This is a genomic window from Variovorax pasteuri, assembly GCF_051216435.1.
Lineage (GTDB): Bacteria > Pseudomonadota > Gammaproteobacteria > Burkholderiales > Burkholderiaceae_C > Variovorax.
This window is the reverse complement of record NZ_JBPJZS010000001.1, coordinates 283,112-299,828: the sequence shown is the minus strand read 5'-3', so window position 1 is coordinate 299,828 and position 16,717 is coordinate 283,112. Positions and strand designations below refer to the sequence as shown.

General features: G+C 66.6%; 17 protein-coding genes. 3 read left to right on the top strand and 14 right to left on the bottom strand.

Annotated features, from left to right (window positions below; all coding sequences use genetic code 11):
• Window positions 1-99: 99 nt before the first annotated feature.
• From ACSFBM_RS01350 to ACSFBM_RS01295, 12 genes are read right to left on the bottom strand one after another with little or no spacing between them, the layout of a single operon-like run.
• Window positions 100-795: a transposase gene (locus ACSFBM_RS01350; protein WP_435482790.1), complete on the bottom strand. Its 696-nt coding sequence runs from the start codon at window positions 793-795 to the stop codon at window positions 100-102.
• 37 nt (window positions 796-832) lie between these two features.
• Window positions 833-1,720, bottom strand: a complete 888-nt coding sequence (locus ACSFBM_RS01345) for a class I SAM-dependent methyltransferase (protein ID WP_435482789.1) — start codon at window positions 1,718-1,720, stop codon at window positions 833-835.
• A complete protein-coding gene (locus ACSFBM_RS01340; protein WP_435482788.1) occupies window positions 1,717-2,292 on the bottom strand; it encodes a DUF1415 domain-containing protein in 576 nt (191 codons plus the stop codon). The genes ACSFBM_RS01345 and ACSFBM_RS01340 overlap by 4 nt, the downstream gene beginning before the upstream one ends.
• Window positions 2,289-3,557, bottom strand: a complete 1,269-nt coding sequence (locus ACSFBM_RS01335) for an MFS transporter (RefSeq protein WP_435482787.1) — start codon at window positions 3,555-3,557, stop codon at window positions 2,289-2,291. The genes ACSFBM_RS01340 and ACSFBM_RS01335 overlap by 4 nt, the downstream gene beginning before the upstream one ends.
• Window positions 3,554-4,684: a deoxyguanosinetriphosphate triphosphohydrolase gene (locus tag ACSFBM_RS01330; protein ID WP_435482786.1), complete on the bottom strand. Its 1,131-nt coding sequence runs from the start codon at window positions 4,682-4,684 to the stop codon at window positions 3,554-3,556. The genes ACSFBM_RS01335 and ACSFBM_RS01330 overlap by 4 nt, the downstream gene beginning before the upstream one ends.
• A complete protein-coding gene (aroB, locus tag ACSFBM_RS01325) occupies window positions 4,681-5,790 on the bottom strand; it encodes a 3-dehydroquinate synthase (protein ID WP_435482785.1) in 1,110 nt (369 codons plus the stop codon). The genes ACSFBM_RS01330 and aroB overlap by 4 nt, the downstream gene beginning before the upstream one ends.
• 34 nt (window positions 5,791-5,824) lie before the next feature.
• A complete protein-coding gene (locus ACSFBM_RS01320; RefSeq protein ID WP_435482784.1) occupies window positions 5,825-6,373 on the bottom strand; it encodes a shikimate kinase in 549 nt (182 codons plus the stop codon).
• A 23-nt stretch (window positions 6,374-6,396) separates the two neighbouring features.
• Window positions 6,397-8,547, bottom strand: coding sequence for a type IV pilus secretin PilQ (locus tag ACSFBM_RS01315; RefSeq protein ID WP_435482783.1), 2,151 nt, complete (start codon window positions 8,545-8,547; stop codon window positions 6,397-6,399).
• The gene (locus tag ACSFBM_RS01310) at window positions 8,544-9,083 is read right to left on the bottom strand and encodes a pilus assembly protein PilP (protein ID WP_435482782.1); all 540 of its coding nucleotides are present in this window, start codon (window positions 9,081-9,083) and stop codon (window positions 8,544-8,546) included. Before ACSFBM_RS01310 ends, ACSFBM_RS01315 begins: the two co-directional genes overlap by 4 nt.
• Complete coding sequence (locus ACSFBM_RS01305) at window positions 9,080-9,757, bottom strand: type IV pilus inner membrane component PilO (protein ID WP_435482781.1); 678 nt, start codon at window positions 9,755-9,757, stop codon at window positions 9,080-9,082. The genes ACSFBM_RS01310 and ACSFBM_RS01305 overlap by 4 nt, the downstream gene beginning before the upstream one ends.
• Window positions 9,758-9,763: 6 nt before the next feature.
• On the bottom strand, window positions 9,764-10,384 hold the full coding sequence (locus tag ACSFBM_RS01300) for a PilN domain-containing protein (protein WP_435482780.1): 621 nt from the start codon (window positions 10,382-10,384) through the stop codon (window positions 9,764-9,766).
• On the bottom strand, window positions 10,381-11,460 hold the full coding sequence (locus ACSFBM_RS01295) for a pilus assembly protein PilM (protein ID WP_435441402.1): 1,080 nt from the start codon (window positions 11,458-11,460) through the stop codon (window positions 10,381-10,383). The genes ACSFBM_RS01300 and ACSFBM_RS01295 overlap by 4 nt, the downstream gene beginning before the upstream one ends.
• Window positions 11,461-11,700: 240 nt before the next feature.
• On the opposite strand from ACSFBM_RS01295, the gene ACSFBM_RS01290 reads away from it, so the two are divergent.
• The gene (locus ACSFBM_RS01290) at window positions 11,701-14,112 is read left to right on the top strand and encodes a penicillin-binding protein 1A (protein WP_435482779.1); all 2,412 of its coding nucleotides are present in this window, start codon (window positions 11,701-11,703) and stop codon (window positions 14,110-14,112) included.
• A 10-nt stretch (window positions 14,113-14,122) separates the two neighbouring features.
• On the opposite strand, the gene cyaY is transcribed toward ACSFBM_RS01290, so the two are convergent.
• A complete protein-coding gene (gene cyaY / locus ACSFBM_RS01285) occupies window positions 14,123-14,455 on the bottom strand; it encodes an iron donor protein CyaY (protein WP_435482778.1) in 333 nt (110 codons plus the stop codon).
• A 36-nt stretch (window positions 14,456-14,491) separates the two neighbouring features.
• Here cyaY and lptM point away from each other — a divergent pair, with 36 nt between their 5' ends.
• A complete protein-coding gene (gene lptM, locus ACSFBM_RS01280) occupies window positions 14,492-14,761 on the top strand; it encodes an LPS translocon maturation chaperone LptM (protein WP_435482777.1) in 270 nt (89 codons plus the stop codon).
• Window positions 14,758-16,044: a diaminopimelate decarboxylase gene (gene lysA / locus ACSFBM_RS01275; protein ID WP_435482776.1), complete on the top strand. Its 1,287-nt coding sequence runs from the start codon at window positions 14,758-14,760 to the stop codon at window positions 16,042-16,044. The genes lptM and lysA overlap by 4 nt, the downstream gene beginning before the upstream one ends.
• A gap of 6 nt (window positions 16,045-16,050) precedes the next feature.
• Here lysA and ACSFBM_RS01270 read toward each other — a convergent pair whose 3' ends face one another.
• Window positions 16,051-16,713, bottom strand: coding sequence for a protein-methionine-sulfoxide reductase heme-binding subunit MsrQ (locus tag ACSFBM_RS01270; protein WP_435482775.1), 663 nt, complete (start codon window positions 16,711-16,713; stop codon window positions 16,051-16,053).
• Between the last annotated feature and the right edge of the window lie 4 nt (window positions 16,714-16,717).

The following is a 16,717-nucleotide window of genomic DNA, read 5'->3' as shown; positions in this document are numbered from 1 at the left end:
TATTAAATCTTGAGTTTTCTTGTCAGAATTTAAATGGGGACACATCAAAATGAGGAGCAGAAGCTCCAGCATTGGTGACGGCTCAGGCGGGATTTGATCTCAAGAACGAGGGCTAGAAGGCGGCCGGCCGGCCTTGGCCTTGACCACGCGCCGCTCGGTCGACTTCTGCAATGTGTCCAGAAAATCCTCGTCGCCCGCCGCCCAGCCGCGCAAGGTGGCCTCGGTCAGCGCCGCCTGATCGGCTGTTCGCACCCCGCTGCGCACCAACTCGACATAGGCCGCCTCCCGCGCGAACGGCGTGTTGCCGAGTTCCCAGTACAACGGATGCGGCGTGAGCATCCGGTCGTGCCGCAGCCCGGCGTAGTGGCCATGGCTGGACCAGGGGAAGTCGCGCGCATCGGCGGCCATGCCCGCGCGCACCGGGTTGAGGTCGATGTAGGCCATGCAGGTGAGCAGGTAGCGGTCGGTCTGGATCAGCGTCGACCGGTAGCGTCCCTCCCACAGCGTGCCGCTGCGGCCGTGGCGGTCGTTGAAGTAGCGCACGTAGCTGCGTCCCACCGACTGCATGAGCTGCGGCAGGCCGGTGGTGCTGTCGGGCGTGGCCAGCAGGTGGAAGTGGTTGTCCATCAGCACGTAGGCATGCAGCGCGACGCCGAAGCGCGCCGCGTTCTCGGCCAGCAGGGCGAGCAGCTTCTCGTGGTCGGCGCGGTCCACGAAGATCGGCTGGCGGTTGTTGCCGCGCTGGATCACATGGTGCGGCATGCCGGCCAGCGTGAGGCGGGGAAGGCGTGCCATGGCGTGGGCGGACCGGCCTGCGGGGCTGCGCCGGCGCTCAGGCCAGGCGAAAACGCGTGTCGCCCAGCGTGTCGAGCCCGAACTGCGCCAGCAGCTCGCGCAGCCGCGTGGCCGCGCTGGCCTTGCGCTGGCCCGTGTAGCGCGCCAGGATCAGTTCGTTCTTCATGCTGTGCTCCCAGCCCACCAGCTCGGTGACCGTGACGCTGTAGCCATTGGCTTCGAGGTACAGGCAACGCAGCACGTTGGTCAGCTGGCTGCCGATCTCGCGCGTGTGCAGCGGATGGCGCCACAGCTCGGCCAGCGGCGTGCGCGACAAGGCAAGCGCCTTGGTTTCGCGCAGGCAGGCCGCCACTTCGGCCTGGCAGCAAGGCACCAGCACCATGCAGCGGGCTTTCTTCGCGAGGCCGAAGGCAATGGCGTCGTCGGTGGCGGTGTCGCAGGCGTGCAGCGCGGTGACCACGTCGATCTGCGCGGGCAGCTCGCTCGCCTGGGCCGACTCGGCCACCGTCAGGTTGAGGAAGGACATGCGCTCGAAGCCCAGGCGCTGCGCCAATGCGCGCGAGCGCTCGACCAGCTCGCTGCGCGTCTCGATGCCGTAGACATGCCCCCCGCCCTGCCGCGCGCGGAAGAACAGGTCATAGATGATGAAACCCAGGTACGACTTGCCCGCGCCGTGGTCGGCCAGCGTGGCGCCCGCGCCCTCTTCCGGCAGTTCGCGCAGCAACTGCTCGATGAACTGGAACAGGTGGTAGACCTGCTTGAGCTTGCGACGCGAGTCCTGGTTGAGCCGGCCCTCGCGGGTGAGGATGTGCAGCTCCTTGAGCAGCTCGACGGACTGGCCCGGCTTGAGCACTTCGGCCAGTTCCGCGTCGGCCTTGGCGGCCTTGTTCGTCCGGGGTGCCTGCGCTGCGAGTTTGGTGTTCATGCCTTGGCACTCCCGGGGCCGACGTCTAGCGCGGCCCAGCCTTGCGGGCCCAGCGCCTGCAGGGTGTCTATGTTGCGTTCGAAGATCGCTTCCGCATCGGGGAAGGCTTCGACCGCGCGGTCCACGCTGTCTTCGCGCAGCAGGTGCAGCGTGGGGTACGGCGCGCGGTTGGTGGCGTTGCCGATGTCGTCGGCTTCGGTGCCGGCGAACTGGAACTGCGGATGAAAGCTCGCCAGCTGGAACACGCCGTCGTAGCCGGCACGCGCCAGTTGGCGTTCGGCACGCGCCGTGAAATCGTTGAAGTCCAGGAAGTCGGCCAAGGTGTTCGGTGCTATCAAAAGGGTGGTGTCGCGCTGGGCGGCGTCGAGTGCCGCGAGGTCTTGGGCTTCGGACAGGAGCGCGTCCATCAGGTCGGCCTGCTCGGCGCTCTCGTACACGGCGTAGTGGATCTGCCCCTTCACGTGAACGGCTTTCGCGAACGGGCACAGGTTCAGGCCGATCACCGCGCGCTCGAGCCAGCGCCGCATGTCGGCCTCAGCCTGAAGGGCGTCGATTGTCGCCGGGCCGCTCATGCCATCTCCGCCGCAGGGCGAATCCGCCCCAGGCGCCGCGCGAGCGCCATGCCGGCCAGCGAGCAGGCCAGCGTGGCCGTCCACGTCCAGTGCCAGCCGCCGACGCGGTGCGCCACCCACGCCACCGCCGGCGGCGCCAGGAACTGGCCGAGCGAGGACGCCTGCTGCATGAGGCCGATCGTCGTCGAGACGGTGGAGGGCCCCGGCGCCAGCCGCACCCCAAGAAAGAACAGCGTGGCCGGCACCATGCCGCCGCCCAGCGAGAACGCGCAGACGGCGATGTAGCGCAGCACCGGCGGCAGGCTCAGGGCGTCGGTGCCCTGCCCCAGTTGCGCGAAGGCCGCCACGCCGCCCAGCGCCATCGTCAGGAAACCGAGCTGCAGCAGCCGCGGCGGTGCCACACCGCGCTGCAGCCAACGGCCGCCGGCGATGTTGCCGACGATGTTCATGGCGGCGGCCAGCGCGGTCAGCACCGCGTTCCAGGCGGCGGGCACGCCGGCGCCCGCATAGATGGCGGGCAGGAAGCCGATCACCGCCATCCACTGGGCCGAGTACACGGCAAAGGTCAGGCCGACCAGCCAGGGCGCGCGGGCGCCGACCGTGGCGTGCAGGCGCGACTTCCAGCCGATCGACGCGTTGCCGGGGGCCACCGGCCTCAGCCGGTCGGCCGGCACCGCCAGCCACACCCACAGCGCGGCCAACGCCGAGACCAGCGACAGCGCCCACCACCAGTCGGCCCAGCCGCCCCACGCGATCAGGGCCGGCCCGAGCAGCAGCGCGAGCGCCACGCCCAGCGGCATGTAGGCGCCCCACAGGCCCAGCGCGGCCTTGTCGGCACCCGGCGGCGTGAGCACGCGGATGAGTCCGGGCCCCGGCATCACGGCCAGCAGGAAACCGATGCCCTCGACCGCCCGCAGCGCCAGCAACCACGCCACGGCGTGCGTGCCGCCCAGCGCGCCGACGCCGACCCCGCCGCCCAGCAGGCTGGCCACCGTCAGCACGCCCAGCCCAGTGAGCATGCTGCGGCGCAGGCCGATGGTGTCGGCCGCCAGGCCTGCGGCCAGGCCGAGCGTCATGCTCGCCACCTGCACGAGCGACAGCAGGAATCCGGCCTCCACCAGGCCGATGCCCAGCGACGCCTGCAGCGCGGGCACGGCCGGCGGCAGCTTGCCCAGGTGCAAAGCGCCGCTGACGCCGCCCAGGAGCACGGCAAAGGCGGCGACCGGCACGCGCGGTCGCACGGACGCAGGCGCGGCAGGGCTCACGCGATCCCCCGGCGGCCCGTGAGCCGTTCGTGCTCGCGCATGGCGAACCGGTCGGTCATGCCGGCGATGTAGTCGGCCACCGCGCGGTGCCGGTCGTCGCGCTCGGCGTAGCCGTCGGGCATTTCGGCGCTGCGCGCAAGGTAGGCGTCGAACAGCTCCCGCACCACGGCCTGCGCCTGGTCGGTGTTCTGCGTGACCTGGGGATGGCGGTAGAGGTTGCGAAAGAGAAAGCGCTTCAGGTCTTCCGATTGCGCCTGCATGGCCTCGCTGAATGCAACGACGGGTGCTGCCTGGCGCACCGCATCGGCATCGGCCGGTCCGAGCGCCTCGAGCGCAGCGCGGGTTGCGTCGATCACGTCGTAGACCTGCGCGCTCAGCATGCGACGGATGGTCTCGTAGAGCACGCGGCGGCCCTTCAATTGCGGGTGCTCGGCGAGCGCCTCGCGGCGGTAGCGCTCGAACAGCGCCACGTCGGACAGCTGCTCGACGCTGATGAGGCCCGAGCGCACGCCATCGTCGATGTCGTGGGCGTTGTAGGCGATGGCATCGGCCAGGTTGCACAGCTGGGCTTCGAGGCCCGGCTGCGTGCGGTCCAGAAAGCGCCGGGCCACGCCGTGAGGCTCCACGGCTTCGAGCTTCTCGGCGTTCGCGCGCGAGCAATGCTTGAGGATGCCCTCGCGGGTCTCGAAGCTGAGGTTCAGGCCGTCGTACTGCGGGTAGCGGTGCTCGAGCGCATCGACCACGCGCAGGCTCTGCAGGTTGTGCTCGAAGCCGCCGTGACCGGCCATGCAGGCATTGAGCGCGTCCTGCCCCGCGTGTCCGAACGGCGTGTGGCCCAGGTCGTGCGCCAGCGCGATCGCCTCGACCAGGTCTTCATTGATGTGCAGGGCGCGCGCAATGGAGCGGCCCAGTTGGGCGACTTCCAGCGAATGGGTGAGCCGGGTGCGAAACAGGTCGCCTTCGTGGTTCAGGAAGACCTGCGTCTTGTAGACCAGCCGGCGGAAGGCCGTCGAATGCACGATGCGGTCGCGGTCGCGCTGGAACACATCGCGCGTGGGCGCGGGCGGCTCGGCATGCCGACGGCCGCGCGACTGCGCGGGGTGGCAGGCATAGGCCGCGAGACTCATCCCTCGCAGCACTGCGCGAGCACTTCGCGCACCAGCGCGTCCGGCGCGCTGCGGACCACGGCGGAGCCGGGCTTGTCGATCACCACGAAGCGAATTTCGCCGGCTTCGGACTTCTTGTCGACGCGCATCAGCTGCAGGTAGCGCTCGGCCCCCAGCGCCGGGCCGACGGTCGGCAGGCCGGCACGCCGGATCAGGCGCGTGAGCCGCTCGACGAAGGCCGCGTCCACGCCGCCGAGCCGCTGCGACAGGTGCGCTGCCATGACCATGCCGCAGCCGACGCCCTCGCCGTGCAGCCATTCGCCGTAGCCCAGGCCCGACTCGATCGCATGGCCGAAGGTGTGGCCGAAATTGAGAATGGCGCGCAGGCCGGTCTCGCGCTCGTCCTGGCCGACCACCAGCGCCTTGATCTCGCAGCTGCGCTTGACGGCGTAGGCCAGCGCGGCGGGGTCGCGCGCCACCAGCGCGTCGATGTTCGCCTCGATCCAGTCGAAGAAGGCCATGTCGTGGATCGGGCCGTACTTGATGACCTCGGCCAGGCCGGCGCTCAGTTCGCGCGGCGGCAGGGTCTGCAGCGTGCCCAGGTCGCACACCACGAGCTGCGGCTGGTAGAACGCGCCGATCATGTTCTTGCCCAGCGGGTGGTTGATGGCCGTCTTGCCGCCCACCGAAGAGTCGACCTGCGCCAGCAGCGTGGTCGGCACCTGGATGAACGGCACGCCGCGCATGTAGCTGGCAGCGGCGAAGCCGGTCATGTCGCCCACCACGCCGCCGCCGAGCGCGAACATCACCGTCTTGCGGTCGCTGCCGTGGCCCAGCAGGGCGTCGAAGATCAGGTTCAGCGTCTGCAGGTTCTTGTGCACTTCGCCGTCGGGCAGCTCAAGCAGGTGAACCGTGCGGAAACGGCCCGCAAGGGCTGCTTGCAGCGCCTTCGCGTAGAGCGGCGCCACCGTGGTGTTGCTGACGATCAGGGCGGAAGCGGCCGCAGGCGCGACCGCGAAGCTCTCGGGGTCGTCCAGCAGGCCGGCACCGATCAGGATGGGATAGCTGCGGTCGCCGAGCTGGATGTCGACGCGTTCTGGCGGGGCGGAAAGTACGGACAGGGACATGGCGGCGAGTTTAGGCGCTGCGGCCAGGGCCGGCTCAGGCGGCGGGCTCTTCCGGATGGGCCCCGGGCTCGACGATGCCGGCCAGTTCGAGCTGCATGACGATGATGTTCACCAGCATGGCGATGGACGGCCGGCCTGTGTCGACCACGTCGTGCGCTGTTTCCCGGTAGAACGGGTCGCGCGCGTCATGCAGCTCCCGCAGGCGGCCCAGCGGATCGGCCACCTGCAGCAAGGGACGCTTGACGTCGTGACGCAGGCGCCGGAACAGGTCTTCGGGGGAGGAGCGCAGGTAGATCACGTGGAAGTGATCGCGCAGCTGGTTGCGGTTGGCATCGCGCAGCACTGCCCCGCCGCCGGTGGCCAGCACGCCCTGGGCGTTGGCCGCCAGGTCGGCGATGACGTTTTGCTCAAGGTCGCGGAAGGCAACCTCGCCTTCACGGTCGAAAAAATCACGGATCGAACAGCCGATGCGCTGCTCGATCACGTGATCGGTGTCGATGAAAGGAAGGTCCAGCCGCATCCCCAGGCGCCGGCCCACTGCAGATTTTCCGGCGCCGGGCAACCCGACGAGTGCGACCACCACGCGGTAGCTGCTACGCCCGCGCGTCAGCGCGCGGCGTTGCGGTCGGTAATCATCTTCGGAGTGATAAAGACGAGCATTTCGGTCTTGTTTGCAACGCGTTCGCGCTTGCGGAACAGTGCCCCCAGGTAGGGCACTTCACCCAGCACCGGCACGCGCGATTCGTCATTGGTTTCGGTGAGTTCGAAGATACCACCGATGACGACCGTGCCGCCGTTCTCGACCAGCACCTCGGTTTGCACGTGCTTGGTGTTGATGGCGGGACCTGCCGACGTGTTCACGCCGCGTGCGTCCTTGCTCACGTCCAGCGTCAGGATGATGTTGCCTTCAGGCGTGATCTGCGGCGTCACTTCGAGCTTCAGCACCGCCTTGCGGAACGAGATGGAGGTCGCACCGCTGGACGTCGCCTGCTGGTAGGGAATTTCCTCGCCCTGCTCGATCAGCGCCTTGGTCTGGTCGGCGGTGATCACGCGGGGGCTGGAGACCAGCTTGCCCTTGCCATCGGCCTCGAGCGCCGAGATTTCGAGGTTCAGCATGCGCGAGAAGCTCGAATTGAAGAGCGAGATCGCGAAGGTACCCGCCGCATTGCCCGTGCCGCCTGCATCGCCAGCGGGAAGGTTGATGAAGTTGGAGTTGGTGAAGGTGGTGGTGGCGGTGCTGGCGCCGCCAGCAGTGCCAGCCGTCACGATCGGCATCGCGCCGACGTTGCCGTAGGCACGGTTGCCCGCCGACGACGCAAAGCGTTCGCCAGCAATGCCGCCACCGAGCTTCACGCCCAGCGACTTGCCGAAGGTGTCGGAGGCCTCGACGATGCGCGCTTCGATCAACACCTGGCGCACCGGAATGTCCAGCTTCTGGATCAGCTCCGCAACCTGGGCGAGGCGTGACGGGATGTCGGACACGAAGAGCTGGTTGGTGCGCGACTCGGCGATCACGCTGCCGCGGGGGCTCAGGATGCGCGTCGTGGTACCGCCACCACCGCCGCCGCCCGCCGATGCGCCCGTGCCGGTCAGGCCTTGCGCAATGGACAGGGCCTTGGTGTAGTTCAGCTGGAAGGACTGCGTGCGCACCGGCTCCAGATTCTCGATCGTGGCCTTGGCCTCGAACTCGAGCTTTTCCTTGGCGTTGATTTCGTCCTTGGGCGCGATCCACAGCACGCTGCCGTTCTTGCGCATGCCCAGGTTCTTGGCCTGCATGATGATGTCGAGCGCCTGGTCCCACGGCACGTCTTTCAGCCGCAGCGTCAGCGCGCCCGTCACCGAATCCGAGGTCACGATGTTGAAGTTCGTGAAGTCGGCGATCACCTGCAGCAGCGAACGGATTTCGATGTTCTGGAAGTTGAGCGACAGCTTCTCGCCGTTGTAGCCCGTGCCTTGCGTCAGCTTCGTCGGGTCGACCTTGCGAGCCCGCATCTCCACCACGAACTGGTTCTCGCTCTGGTAAGCGCTGTGTTCCCAGTCGCCCTTGCCCTCGATCGTCATGCGGACGCGGTCGCCCGACTGTTGCGAGGTGATCAGCTGGACCGGGGTGCCGAAATCGGACACGTCAAGACGGCGGCGCAGGCCTTCTGGCAGCGTCGACTTGGTGAACTCCACGATGAGGTTCTTGCCCTGCTGCTTCACATCGACGCCGACCTGGTTGTTCGGAAGATCGACGATCACGCGGCCGGTGCTGTCTTTGCCAAGGCGGAAGTCCACATCGCGCAGCGGCAGGGTGTCGCGGTTGCGGTTTTCCGCAAACGCCGACGCGGTGGAGGCGACAAGCGCCGTCCCGGCCACCGGCTCGAGAATGACCAGCAGCGACTTGCCCTGGATCTCGGCCTTGTACGCCGTGGCTTGCTTCAGGTTGAGCACCACGCGGCTGCGTTCACCGGCCTGGACCACGTTCACGGAACGCAGGTTGCCCTGGTTCACATCGATGGCGGAACGGCCGATGCCATTCGTGACGCCGGGGAAATCAAGCGCGATGCGCGCCGGCGTCTGCACGGAAAATCCGGCCGGCACGGCCGTGAGCGGCTGTGCAAGGTCGATACGGATCACTTCCGCACCCGACTGGGTCGAGCTGGTCACCGCCTCGATGGCGTTTTGCGCATGGGCCACGGCCAATGCACCGAAAGCCAGCAGACCCAGGCCGGCAGCGCGCAGCCACTGTGCCATCGTTGATTTTTCTTGGTTCATTTCGCACTCTCTTGCAACTGCAGCGTCGCGACGCGTTCGATCCATTCACCGGCCGCGTCCTGCACGATTTCGCGCAGGCTGACTTCGGTTTCGTTGATACGGGTGATACGCCCGTAGTTGAGTCCCAGGTACTCGCCGACGCGCAGCTTGTAGAGCAGCTTGTCGACGCGGACCAGCGCCACGGGCTGCCCGTTGCGGTTCATGCTGCCGACCATCGCCATGGCGTCGAGCGGGAAGGCTTCGAGCGGCTCCTTGCGGCGTGCGAGTTCAGGCGCAATCAGCTCCGAGGTGCTCGGCTGGTTCGACTCGCGGCGCAGCGCCTGCGTCAGCTTGAGCACGTTGAACGGCTCGAACGAGGAAGCCTCCGTGTAGGCCTGCGGCGTGAATTTCTTGGGTGCCGTGATCGGCGGCACGGAGGGCTTCACCTGCGCGCGCTGCTCGGCCATCCAGCGTTGCATGTCTTCCTGGTCGGACTCGCAGGCGCTCAGCGCCGCGGCAGCCAGCGTCAGGCAGAGAATCTTGGCAACGGCCTTCACTTTTTCCCCTTCGGCGCGGCGGCGCGCTTCTGTGCAGCCCGCTCGTCGTCGTCAAGGTAACGGAAGGTGCGTGCGGTGGTGTCCATCGTCAGCGTGTCCTTGTCCTTTTGCGGCGTGACGGTGATGTTGTTCAGCGTCACGATGCGCGACAGGGCCGCCACATCGGCCACGAAGGCGCCCATGTCGTGGTAGCGCCCGGTGACGCGCACGGCGATCGGCAGCTCGGCGTAGTAGTCCTTGACCGACACCTGGCCCGGACGGAACAACTCGAACTGCAGGCTGCGGCCGAGGCCCGCCTGGTTGATGTCCGACAGCAGCGCGTCCATTTCCGCCTTGCTGGGCAGTTGCTTCTCGAGCAGGGTCACGTACTGCTGCACCTGCTCGCGCTGCTTCTTCAGGAGCTCGAGGTTGGCGGCCTGCGCCACTTTCTTCGCGTAGTCGGCCTTGAGCGTGACTTCCTTGGCGCGCTCGCTTTCCAGCTCGTCATTCGAATTGGTCAGCCAGACAAACCACAGGGCGACCAGCACCAGTGCCGTCACAGCCAGGCACAGCGCATAGCGCGGCACCGTTGGCCACATCGACGGATCGTTCGGATTGAGTCCGCGGAACTGGTCGCCGAAACGGCGCAGCGCCGCGGCGACATCTACTTTCTGGGAGGGGCGATTGCTTGCCATGATCGATTACCCCTTGGACTGCGCGGTTGCAGCCAATGCCTTGTCGGCAGCAGCCTTCTGCGCGTCGGTGGGTCGCTTCAGACCGATGCGCATGGTGAAGTTGGCCACGCGACGCTGGTCACGCTGGGTCAGGTTGACGTTGGCCGAGGTGATTTCGACCAGCTCCGGCTTCACCAGCCAGGGACTGTTGTTGCCCAGGTTGCGCAGCAGTTCCGAGACCCGCTCGTTCGACTGCGCCATGCCTTGCAGCGTGATGGTCTGGTTGTCCTGCTTCATGCTCGTCAGGTAGACGCCGTCGGGCAATTGCCGCACCAGTTCATTGAGCAGGTGAACCGGCAGGTTGCGGTCGCCTTGCAGGTCTTCGACCGCCAGTTGGCGCGCGCGCAGGGCTGCGATTTCTTCCTGCAGCGTCGAAATTTCCTTGATCTCGACCTCGAGCTTCTTGATCTCGGCCTGAAGAAAGCTGTTCTTCGATTGCTGCCCGGAAATTTGCGCCTCGAACCAAAGGTAACCCAGCCCGGCGATCAGCAGGCCGAGCACGGCCGAGGCGCCCAGGGTGCCGTAGAACGCCTCGCGGCGCTTCTTGCGCGCAGCTTCGCGGTGCGGAAGCAGGTTGATGAGGATCACTGCAGGAACCTCCGCATGGCCAGACCACAGGAGGTCAGATAGGAAGGCGCCTCGCGCCGGACCTTCTTTTCGCGAATGTTCGAACTGAAGTCCATGCCGTCGAAGGGATTGAGCAGCGAGCAGGCGAACGAGGTCTGCCGGGTCACGGCATTGGTCAAGCCCGGCAGCGATGCCGAGCCGCCTGCGAGCAACACGTAGTCCACGCGGTTGTGCGGTGTGCTGGTGAAGAAGAACTGGAGCGCACGCGCAATTTCCTGCGCGATGCTTTCCACGAAGGGCTTGAGCACGCCGGAACCGTAGTCGTCCGGCAGGTCGCCGCTGCGCTTCTTGGCCTCGGCCTCTTCGGCGGAAAAACCGTACTGGCGCACGATGAGTTGCGTCAGTTGCGCGCCACCGAAGGCCTGGTCGCGGTCGTACAGCACCTCCTGGTTGCGCAGCACCTGCATGCTGGTGGTGAAAGCACCCACTTCGAACAGCGCCACGATGGCGTCGGTCCCCTTGCCGGGCAGTTGTTCGATCAGGCGGGCCGTTGCCAGGCGCGACGCATAGGACTCGACGTCGAGGATCATCGCCTTCAGGCCGGCAGCTTCCGCCAAGCCTTCACGGTCCTGGACCTTTTCCTTGCGGGAAGCGGCAATCAGCACCTCCACATCGCCGGGCGAACTGCTGCTCGGGCCCGTGACGCAGAAGTCGAGGCTGACTTCGTCCAGCGAGAAAGGGATGTACTGGTTGGCCTCGGACTCGACCTGAATCTCGAGTTCCTGTTCGCTCATGCCGCCCGGAAGAATGATCTTCTTGGTGATCACCGCCGAAGGCGGCAGCGCGAGCGCGACATTGCGGGTGCGCGTACCGCTCTTGCGAACCACACGCCGGACCGCTTCCGCGACTTCGTCGAACTTCTCGACGTTGCCGTCCGTGATCCAGCCACGCTCCAGGGGTTCGATGGCACAGCGTTCCAGAACCAGCTTGCCGCTGGCCTCACGGCCCAGCTCGACCAGCTTGACACTGGACGAACTGACATCCAGCCCAAGCAAGGGAGCATTCTGACGACGAAACAATGATCCAAGAGCAGCCAAGGTAGGTCCCTCTATCCCCTGTATTTGTAACCAATAGAAAAAATTGCGTTCGGTTGCATGCTAGCAGCAGGCGTACCACCTACCAAGCAACGCCGGGGAGCAAAACCCATAATCGTTGTCAAAACCTGACGGCAAATGCGCATTTTGTAACTTTTGAATTAGGCCGATGCAAGGTCGGCAAAGAACGGATGGTGGGAAGGAGGCGGCTTTTTATAATGTTCGGTGACTCTCCGGCCCCCCATGCAAGAAACATCCAGCCCCAAAGGGCCAGCCAAGACCCCTCCCCCTCGACGCCCGACCTGGCTGAAATGGCTTTTGCGCCTTTTCTTCTGGGGATTCGGCATTGCTGCAGCCGGCGTGCTGTCGGTGCTGTGCGTGGTGGCGGTGGCCCTGGCGGTCGCGTATCCGAACCTGCCGGACATCTCCGAGCTCTCCGACTACCGGCCCAAGCTGCCGTTGCGGGTGTTCTCGTCCGAGGGCGTTCTGATCGGCGAGTTCGGCGAGGAGCGCCGCAACCTCACGCCGATCTCGGCGATTCCCAAGGTGGTCAAGGACGCAGTGCTCGCCGCCGAAGACTCGCGCTTCTACGACCACGGCGGCGTGGACTACAAGGGCATGGTTCGCGCGGGCCTGGCGAACTTGAACCGCGTGAAGAGCCAGGGCGCCTCGACCATCACGATGCAGGTGGCGCGCAACGTCTACCTCAGTTCCGAAAAGACGCTGACCCGCAAGATCTACGAGGTGCTGCTGACCTTCAAGCTGGAGCACCTGCTCAGCAAGGACCAGATCTTCGAGATCTACCTGAACCAGATCTACCTGGGCAACCGGGCCTACGGTTTTGCCGCCGCCTCGGAGGCCTATTTCGGCAAGCCGCTGCAGGAACTCACGATCGCGCAGGCCGCGATGCTCGCGGGGCTGCCGAAGGCGCCCGGCGCGAACAACCCGGTGAACAACCCGCAGCGCGCGCGCGGTCGCCAGTTCTACGTGATCGACCGCATGCAGGAAGCCGGCTTCATCACTGCCGAGCAGGCGGGCGAAGCGAAGAAGGAGGAACTGCACCTGCGCGACGCCGCCGACCCGAACCGGCTGCACGCCGAGTACGTGGCCGAAACCGTGCGCCAACTCATGTACACGCAGTACGGCGACAGCACCTACACGCGCGGCCTGAAGGTCTACACCTCGCTGGTAGCGGCCGACCAGGCCGCAGCCTACAAGGCACTGCGCAAGGGCATCATGGACTACGAGCGCCGCCAGATCTATCGCGGCCCCGAGAAGTTCGTCGACCTGCCCGCCGACGCCAAGGAAGTCGACGAAGCGGTGGACGATGCATTGAGCGACCACCCCGACAACGGTGACGTGATGGCTGCCGTGGTGCTCAAGGCCACGGCCAAGCAGATTGACGCCGTGCGCGCCAACGGCGACGCGGTGCAGATCACGGGCGAAGGCCTCAAGCCCGCGCAGTCGGGCCTGTCCGACAAGGCCCCGCCCAACATCAAGATCCGTCGCGGCGCGGTGATCCGCGTGGTCAAGACGCCCAAGAACACCTGGGAAATCACGCAGTTGCCCGAGGTCGAGGGCGCATTCGTCGCAATGGACCCGCGCGACGGTGCCATCAAGGCGCTGGTCGGCGGCTTCGACTTCGGCAAGAACAAGTTCAACCACGTGACGCAGGCCTGGCGCCAGCCGGGGTCGAGCTTCAAGCCCTTCATCTACTCCGCAGCGCTCGAAAAGGGCTTCACGCCCGCCACCGTCATCAACGATGGCCCGCTCTTCTTCGATGCCGCCACCACCGGCGGCCAGCCCTGGGAACCGAAGAACTACGGCGGCGGCTACGACGGCCCGATGTCGATGCGCACCGCGCTGATGAAGTCGAAGAACCTCGTGTCGATCCGCATCCTGCAGTCCATCGGCACGCGCTATGCGCAAGACTGGATCACCAACTTCGGCTTCGACAAGGACAAGCACCCGGCGTACCTGCCGATGGCGCTCGGTGCGGGCGCGGTCACGCCGATGCAGATGGCCGTGGGCTACTCGGTGTTCGCCAACGGCGGCTACCGCGTCAATCCGTACCTCGTGACCCGCATCACCGACCACAAGGACAAGCTGCTGGTCGACAAGCAGCCGACGCTGCTCAACGAGGCGGCGCGTGCCATTCCGCAGCGCAATGCCTTCATCATGGACACGCTGCTGAACTCCGTGGCCCGTGCCGGCACCGCCGCCAAGGCGCAGGCCATGCTCAAGCGCCCCGACCTGTACGGCAAGACCGGCACCACCAACGACTCGCTCGATGCGTGGTTCGCCGGCTTCCAGCCGACCATGACGGCCATCTCGTGGATCGGCTACGACACGCCGCGCAACCTGGGCGACCGCGAAACCGGCGGCGGCCTGAGCCTGCCGATCTGGATCAACTACATGGAAACCGCCATCAAGGGCGTGCCGGTGACCGAGCTGTCGGCCAACCCGCCGTCAGGCATCGTGAGCGTCGGCGGCGAGTGGTACTACGACGACTACGCACCGGGCCGTGGCGTGGCCAGCCTGGGCGTGGAATCCTCTGCGCCTGTGGCGCCGGTAGAGAGCCTCACGGGCGCGCCGTTAAGCCCGCAGCCTCCGCCCGAGGAGCGCAACCGCATCCTCGACCTGTTCAGGAACTGATGAGGATGAATCAGGCAGCCGCGAACACCAGCGGCTGTCCGGCTTGCAGGGTCGCTTCGCGCGACAGGTTGCCGAAGAACTCCTCGCCGGTCTTGGTGTCGACCCAGGCCTGGCCGTCATGGCGATAGTGGTAGCCGCCCGAACGCGCGGCCAGCCAGATTTCCTGCAGGGGTTTCTGCAGGTTCACGATCAGCTGGCTGCCGTTCTGGAATGAAATCGTGATCATCCCGCCGACCCGCTGGTTGTCGAGGTCGACGTCGCTCGCGTCGTTGATGCTGTCGCAACCGCGCTCGATGGCGGCGAGCGCAGCTTCGGCGCGGTCCATGTACTCAATGTCGGTCATTACAATTTCGCTATGTTGAATGTTCGCCAAATTCTAGTGAGCACCCGCCCCCGCGCTGCGCTCATGGTCTGCCTCGTCGCAGCCGCCACCGGGCTGGTCGCCTGCGGACAGCGCGGTGCGCTGTACCTGCCGACCGATCCCGCGGCCGCCCAGCGGGCCACCTTGCCGCAGCTCATGACGCCCGAGAGCCTGAGGTCCTCGTCCTCCACCGAGGCGGCGCCCGCACCGGCTGCAGCCGCCAGTGCACCGGCCGCCGGTGCCAGCGCGCCGGCCGGCAGCAGCAGCAACACGGGGACCCGGAAATGACCGGCACCGTCACCTCTGCCGCCCTCCCCGGTCACCCGCACATCGCCCAGCGCGACGGCGCGCTGCACATCGAGGGTCTTGCGCTCGACGCACTGGCCCGCGAGCACGGCACCCCTCTTTTCGTCTACTCCAAGCAATGGATGCTGGACGCCCTGGCGGCCTATCAGCGCGGCTTCGAAGGCCGAGACGCACTCATCTGCTATGCGATGAAGGCCAACTCGTCGCTCGGCGTGCTGCGCGTGTTTGCGCAGGCCGGCTGCGGCTTCGACATCGTCTCGGGCGGTGAACTGTCGCGCGTGCTGGCCGTGGGCGCCGATCCGAAGAAGATCATCTTCTCCGGCGTCGGCAAGACCCGCGCAGAAATGCGCCAGGCCCTCGCGGCCGGCATCGCCTGCTTCAACGTCGAGAGCGAAGCCGAGCTCGACGTGCTCAACGAAGTGGCGCTGGCTGAAGGCCGCCGCGCGCCCATCAGCATTCGCATCAACCCGAACGTCGATCCGAAGACGCACCCGTACATCTCCACCGGCCTGAAAGGCAACAAGTTCGGCATTGCGCACGACCGCGCGGTCGAGGCGTACCGCCACGCCGCGAAGCTGCCCGGCCTGGAAGTGGTCGGCATCGACTGCCACATCGGCTCGCAGATCACCGAAGCGTCGCCCTACCTCGACACCTGCGACCGGATGCTGGACCTGGTCGAGGCCATTGAAGCGGCCGGTGTGCCGATCCATCACCTGGACTTCGGCGGCGGCCTGGGCATCGACTACAACGGCGAAGTGCCGCCCAAGGCCGATGACCTCTGGCTGCAACTGCTCGCCAAGCTCGACGCGCGCGGCTTCGGCCAGCGCAAGCTCGTCATCGAGCCCGGCCGTTCGCTGGTCGGCAACGCCGGCGTGTGCGTGACCGAGGTGCTGTACACCAAGCCGGGCGAAGACAAGAACTTCTGCATCGTCGATGCGGCCATGAACGACCTGCCGCGCCCCGCGATGTACCAGGCCTTCCAGCGCATCGTGCCGCTGCGCACGCGCGCCGGCGATGCACCGACCTACGACGTGGTCGGCCCGGTCTGCGAAAGCGGCGACTGGATCGGCCGCGACCGCGCGCTCAATGTGGTGGCCGGCGACATGCTGGCCGTGCTGTCGGCAGGCGCGTACTGCATGAGCATGTCCAGCAACTACAACACGCGCGGCCGTGCCGCCGAGGTGCTGGTGAGCGGCGCCACCGCCACGCTGATCCGCCGTCGCGAGACGATGGAAGACCAGCTGCGCGCAGAAATCGACGGCTGAGCGCCGTCAGCCGGTGCGCAGCGGCTTCTCGCTGCTGCGCGCCACGCCGGCCGCAGACTGCCTGGCCTTGCTGCGCTTGCTCGCGAAATTCCACACGCGCCAGGCCAGCAGCACCCCGATGATCCCGGCGTAGATGAAAACTTCCGCGAAGTTGTTCTTGCCCGCACGCATCCAGAAGAAATGCAGCAGGCCGAGCCCCGCGATCACGTAGACAAGCTTGTGCAGCATCTGCCAGCGCCTGGCGCCCATCGCCTTGATCGCGCGATTGAACGACGTGGCGGCCAGCGGCGTCAGCAGCAGGAAGGCCGAGAAGCCCACCAGGATGAACGGCCGCTTCGCGATGTCCTTGGCGATGTCGCCCCACTCGAAACCCATGTCGAACCAGCTGTAGCACAGCAGGTGCAGCACCACGTAGAAGTACGCGAACAGGCCCAGCATGCGGCGGTAGCGCGCGAGCGCGTTCCATTTGCTCATCACGCGCAGCGGCGTCACCGCCAGCACGATGCAGATGAAGCGCAGCGTCCAGTCACCGGTGGCGCGAATCAGGAACTCGGCCGGGTTGGCGCCGAGCCCGTCGGTGAACGCGCCGTAGGCCAGCCGTGCGAACGGCAGCAGGCACAGCAGGAAGATGACCGGCTTGGTCGCCGGATGCATGAGCAGCTTGTTCATGGGA

Bases quoted from the DNA above. Each gene is read 5' to 3' on its own strand.
- ACSFBM_RS01350 (WP_435482790.1), bottom strand. From the start codon at position 795: ATGGCACGCCTTCCCCGCCTCACGCTGGCCGGCATGCCGCACCATGTG.
- ACSFBM_RS01345 (WP_435482789.1), bottom strand. From the start codon at position 1,720: ATGAACACCAAACTCGCAGCGCAGGCACCCCGGACGAACAAGGCCGCC.
- ACSFBM_RS01340 (WP_435482788.1), bottom strand. From the start codon at position 2,292: ATGAGCGGCCCGGCGACAATCGACGCCCTTCAGGCTGAGGCCGACATG.
- ACSFBM_RS01330 (WP_435482786.1), bottom strand. From the start codon at position 4,684: ATGAGTCTCGCGGCCTATGCCTGCCACCCCGCGCAGTCGCGCGGCCGT.
- aroB (WP_435482785.1), bottom strand. From the start codon at position 5,790: ATGTCCCTGTCCGTACTTTCCGCCCCGCCAGAACGCGTCGACATCCAG.
- ACSFBM_RS01315 (WP_435482783.1), bottom strand. From the start codon at position 8,547: ATGAACCAAGAAAAATCAACGATGGCACAGTGGCTGCGCGCTGCCGGC.
- ACSFBM_RS01305 (WP_435482781.1), bottom strand. From the start codon at position 9,757: ATGGCAAGCAATCGCCCCTCCCAGAAAGTAGATGTCGCCGCGGCGCTG.
- ACSFBM_RS01290 (WP_435482779.1), top strand. From the start codon at position 11,701: ATGCAAGAAACATCCAGCCCCAAAGGGCCAGCCAAGACCCCTCCCCCT.
- cyaY (WP_435482778.1), bottom strand. From the start codon at position 14,455: ATGACCGACATTGAGTACATGGACCGCGCCGAAGCTGCGCTCGCCGCC.
- lysA (WP_435482776.1), top strand. From the start codon at position 14,758: ATGACCGGCACCGTCACCTCTGCCGCCCTCCCCGGTCACCCGCACATC.
- ACSFBM_RS01270 (WP_435482775.1), bottom strand. From the start codon at position 16,713: ATGAACAAGCTGCTCATGCATCCGGCGACCAAGCCGGTCATCTTCCTG.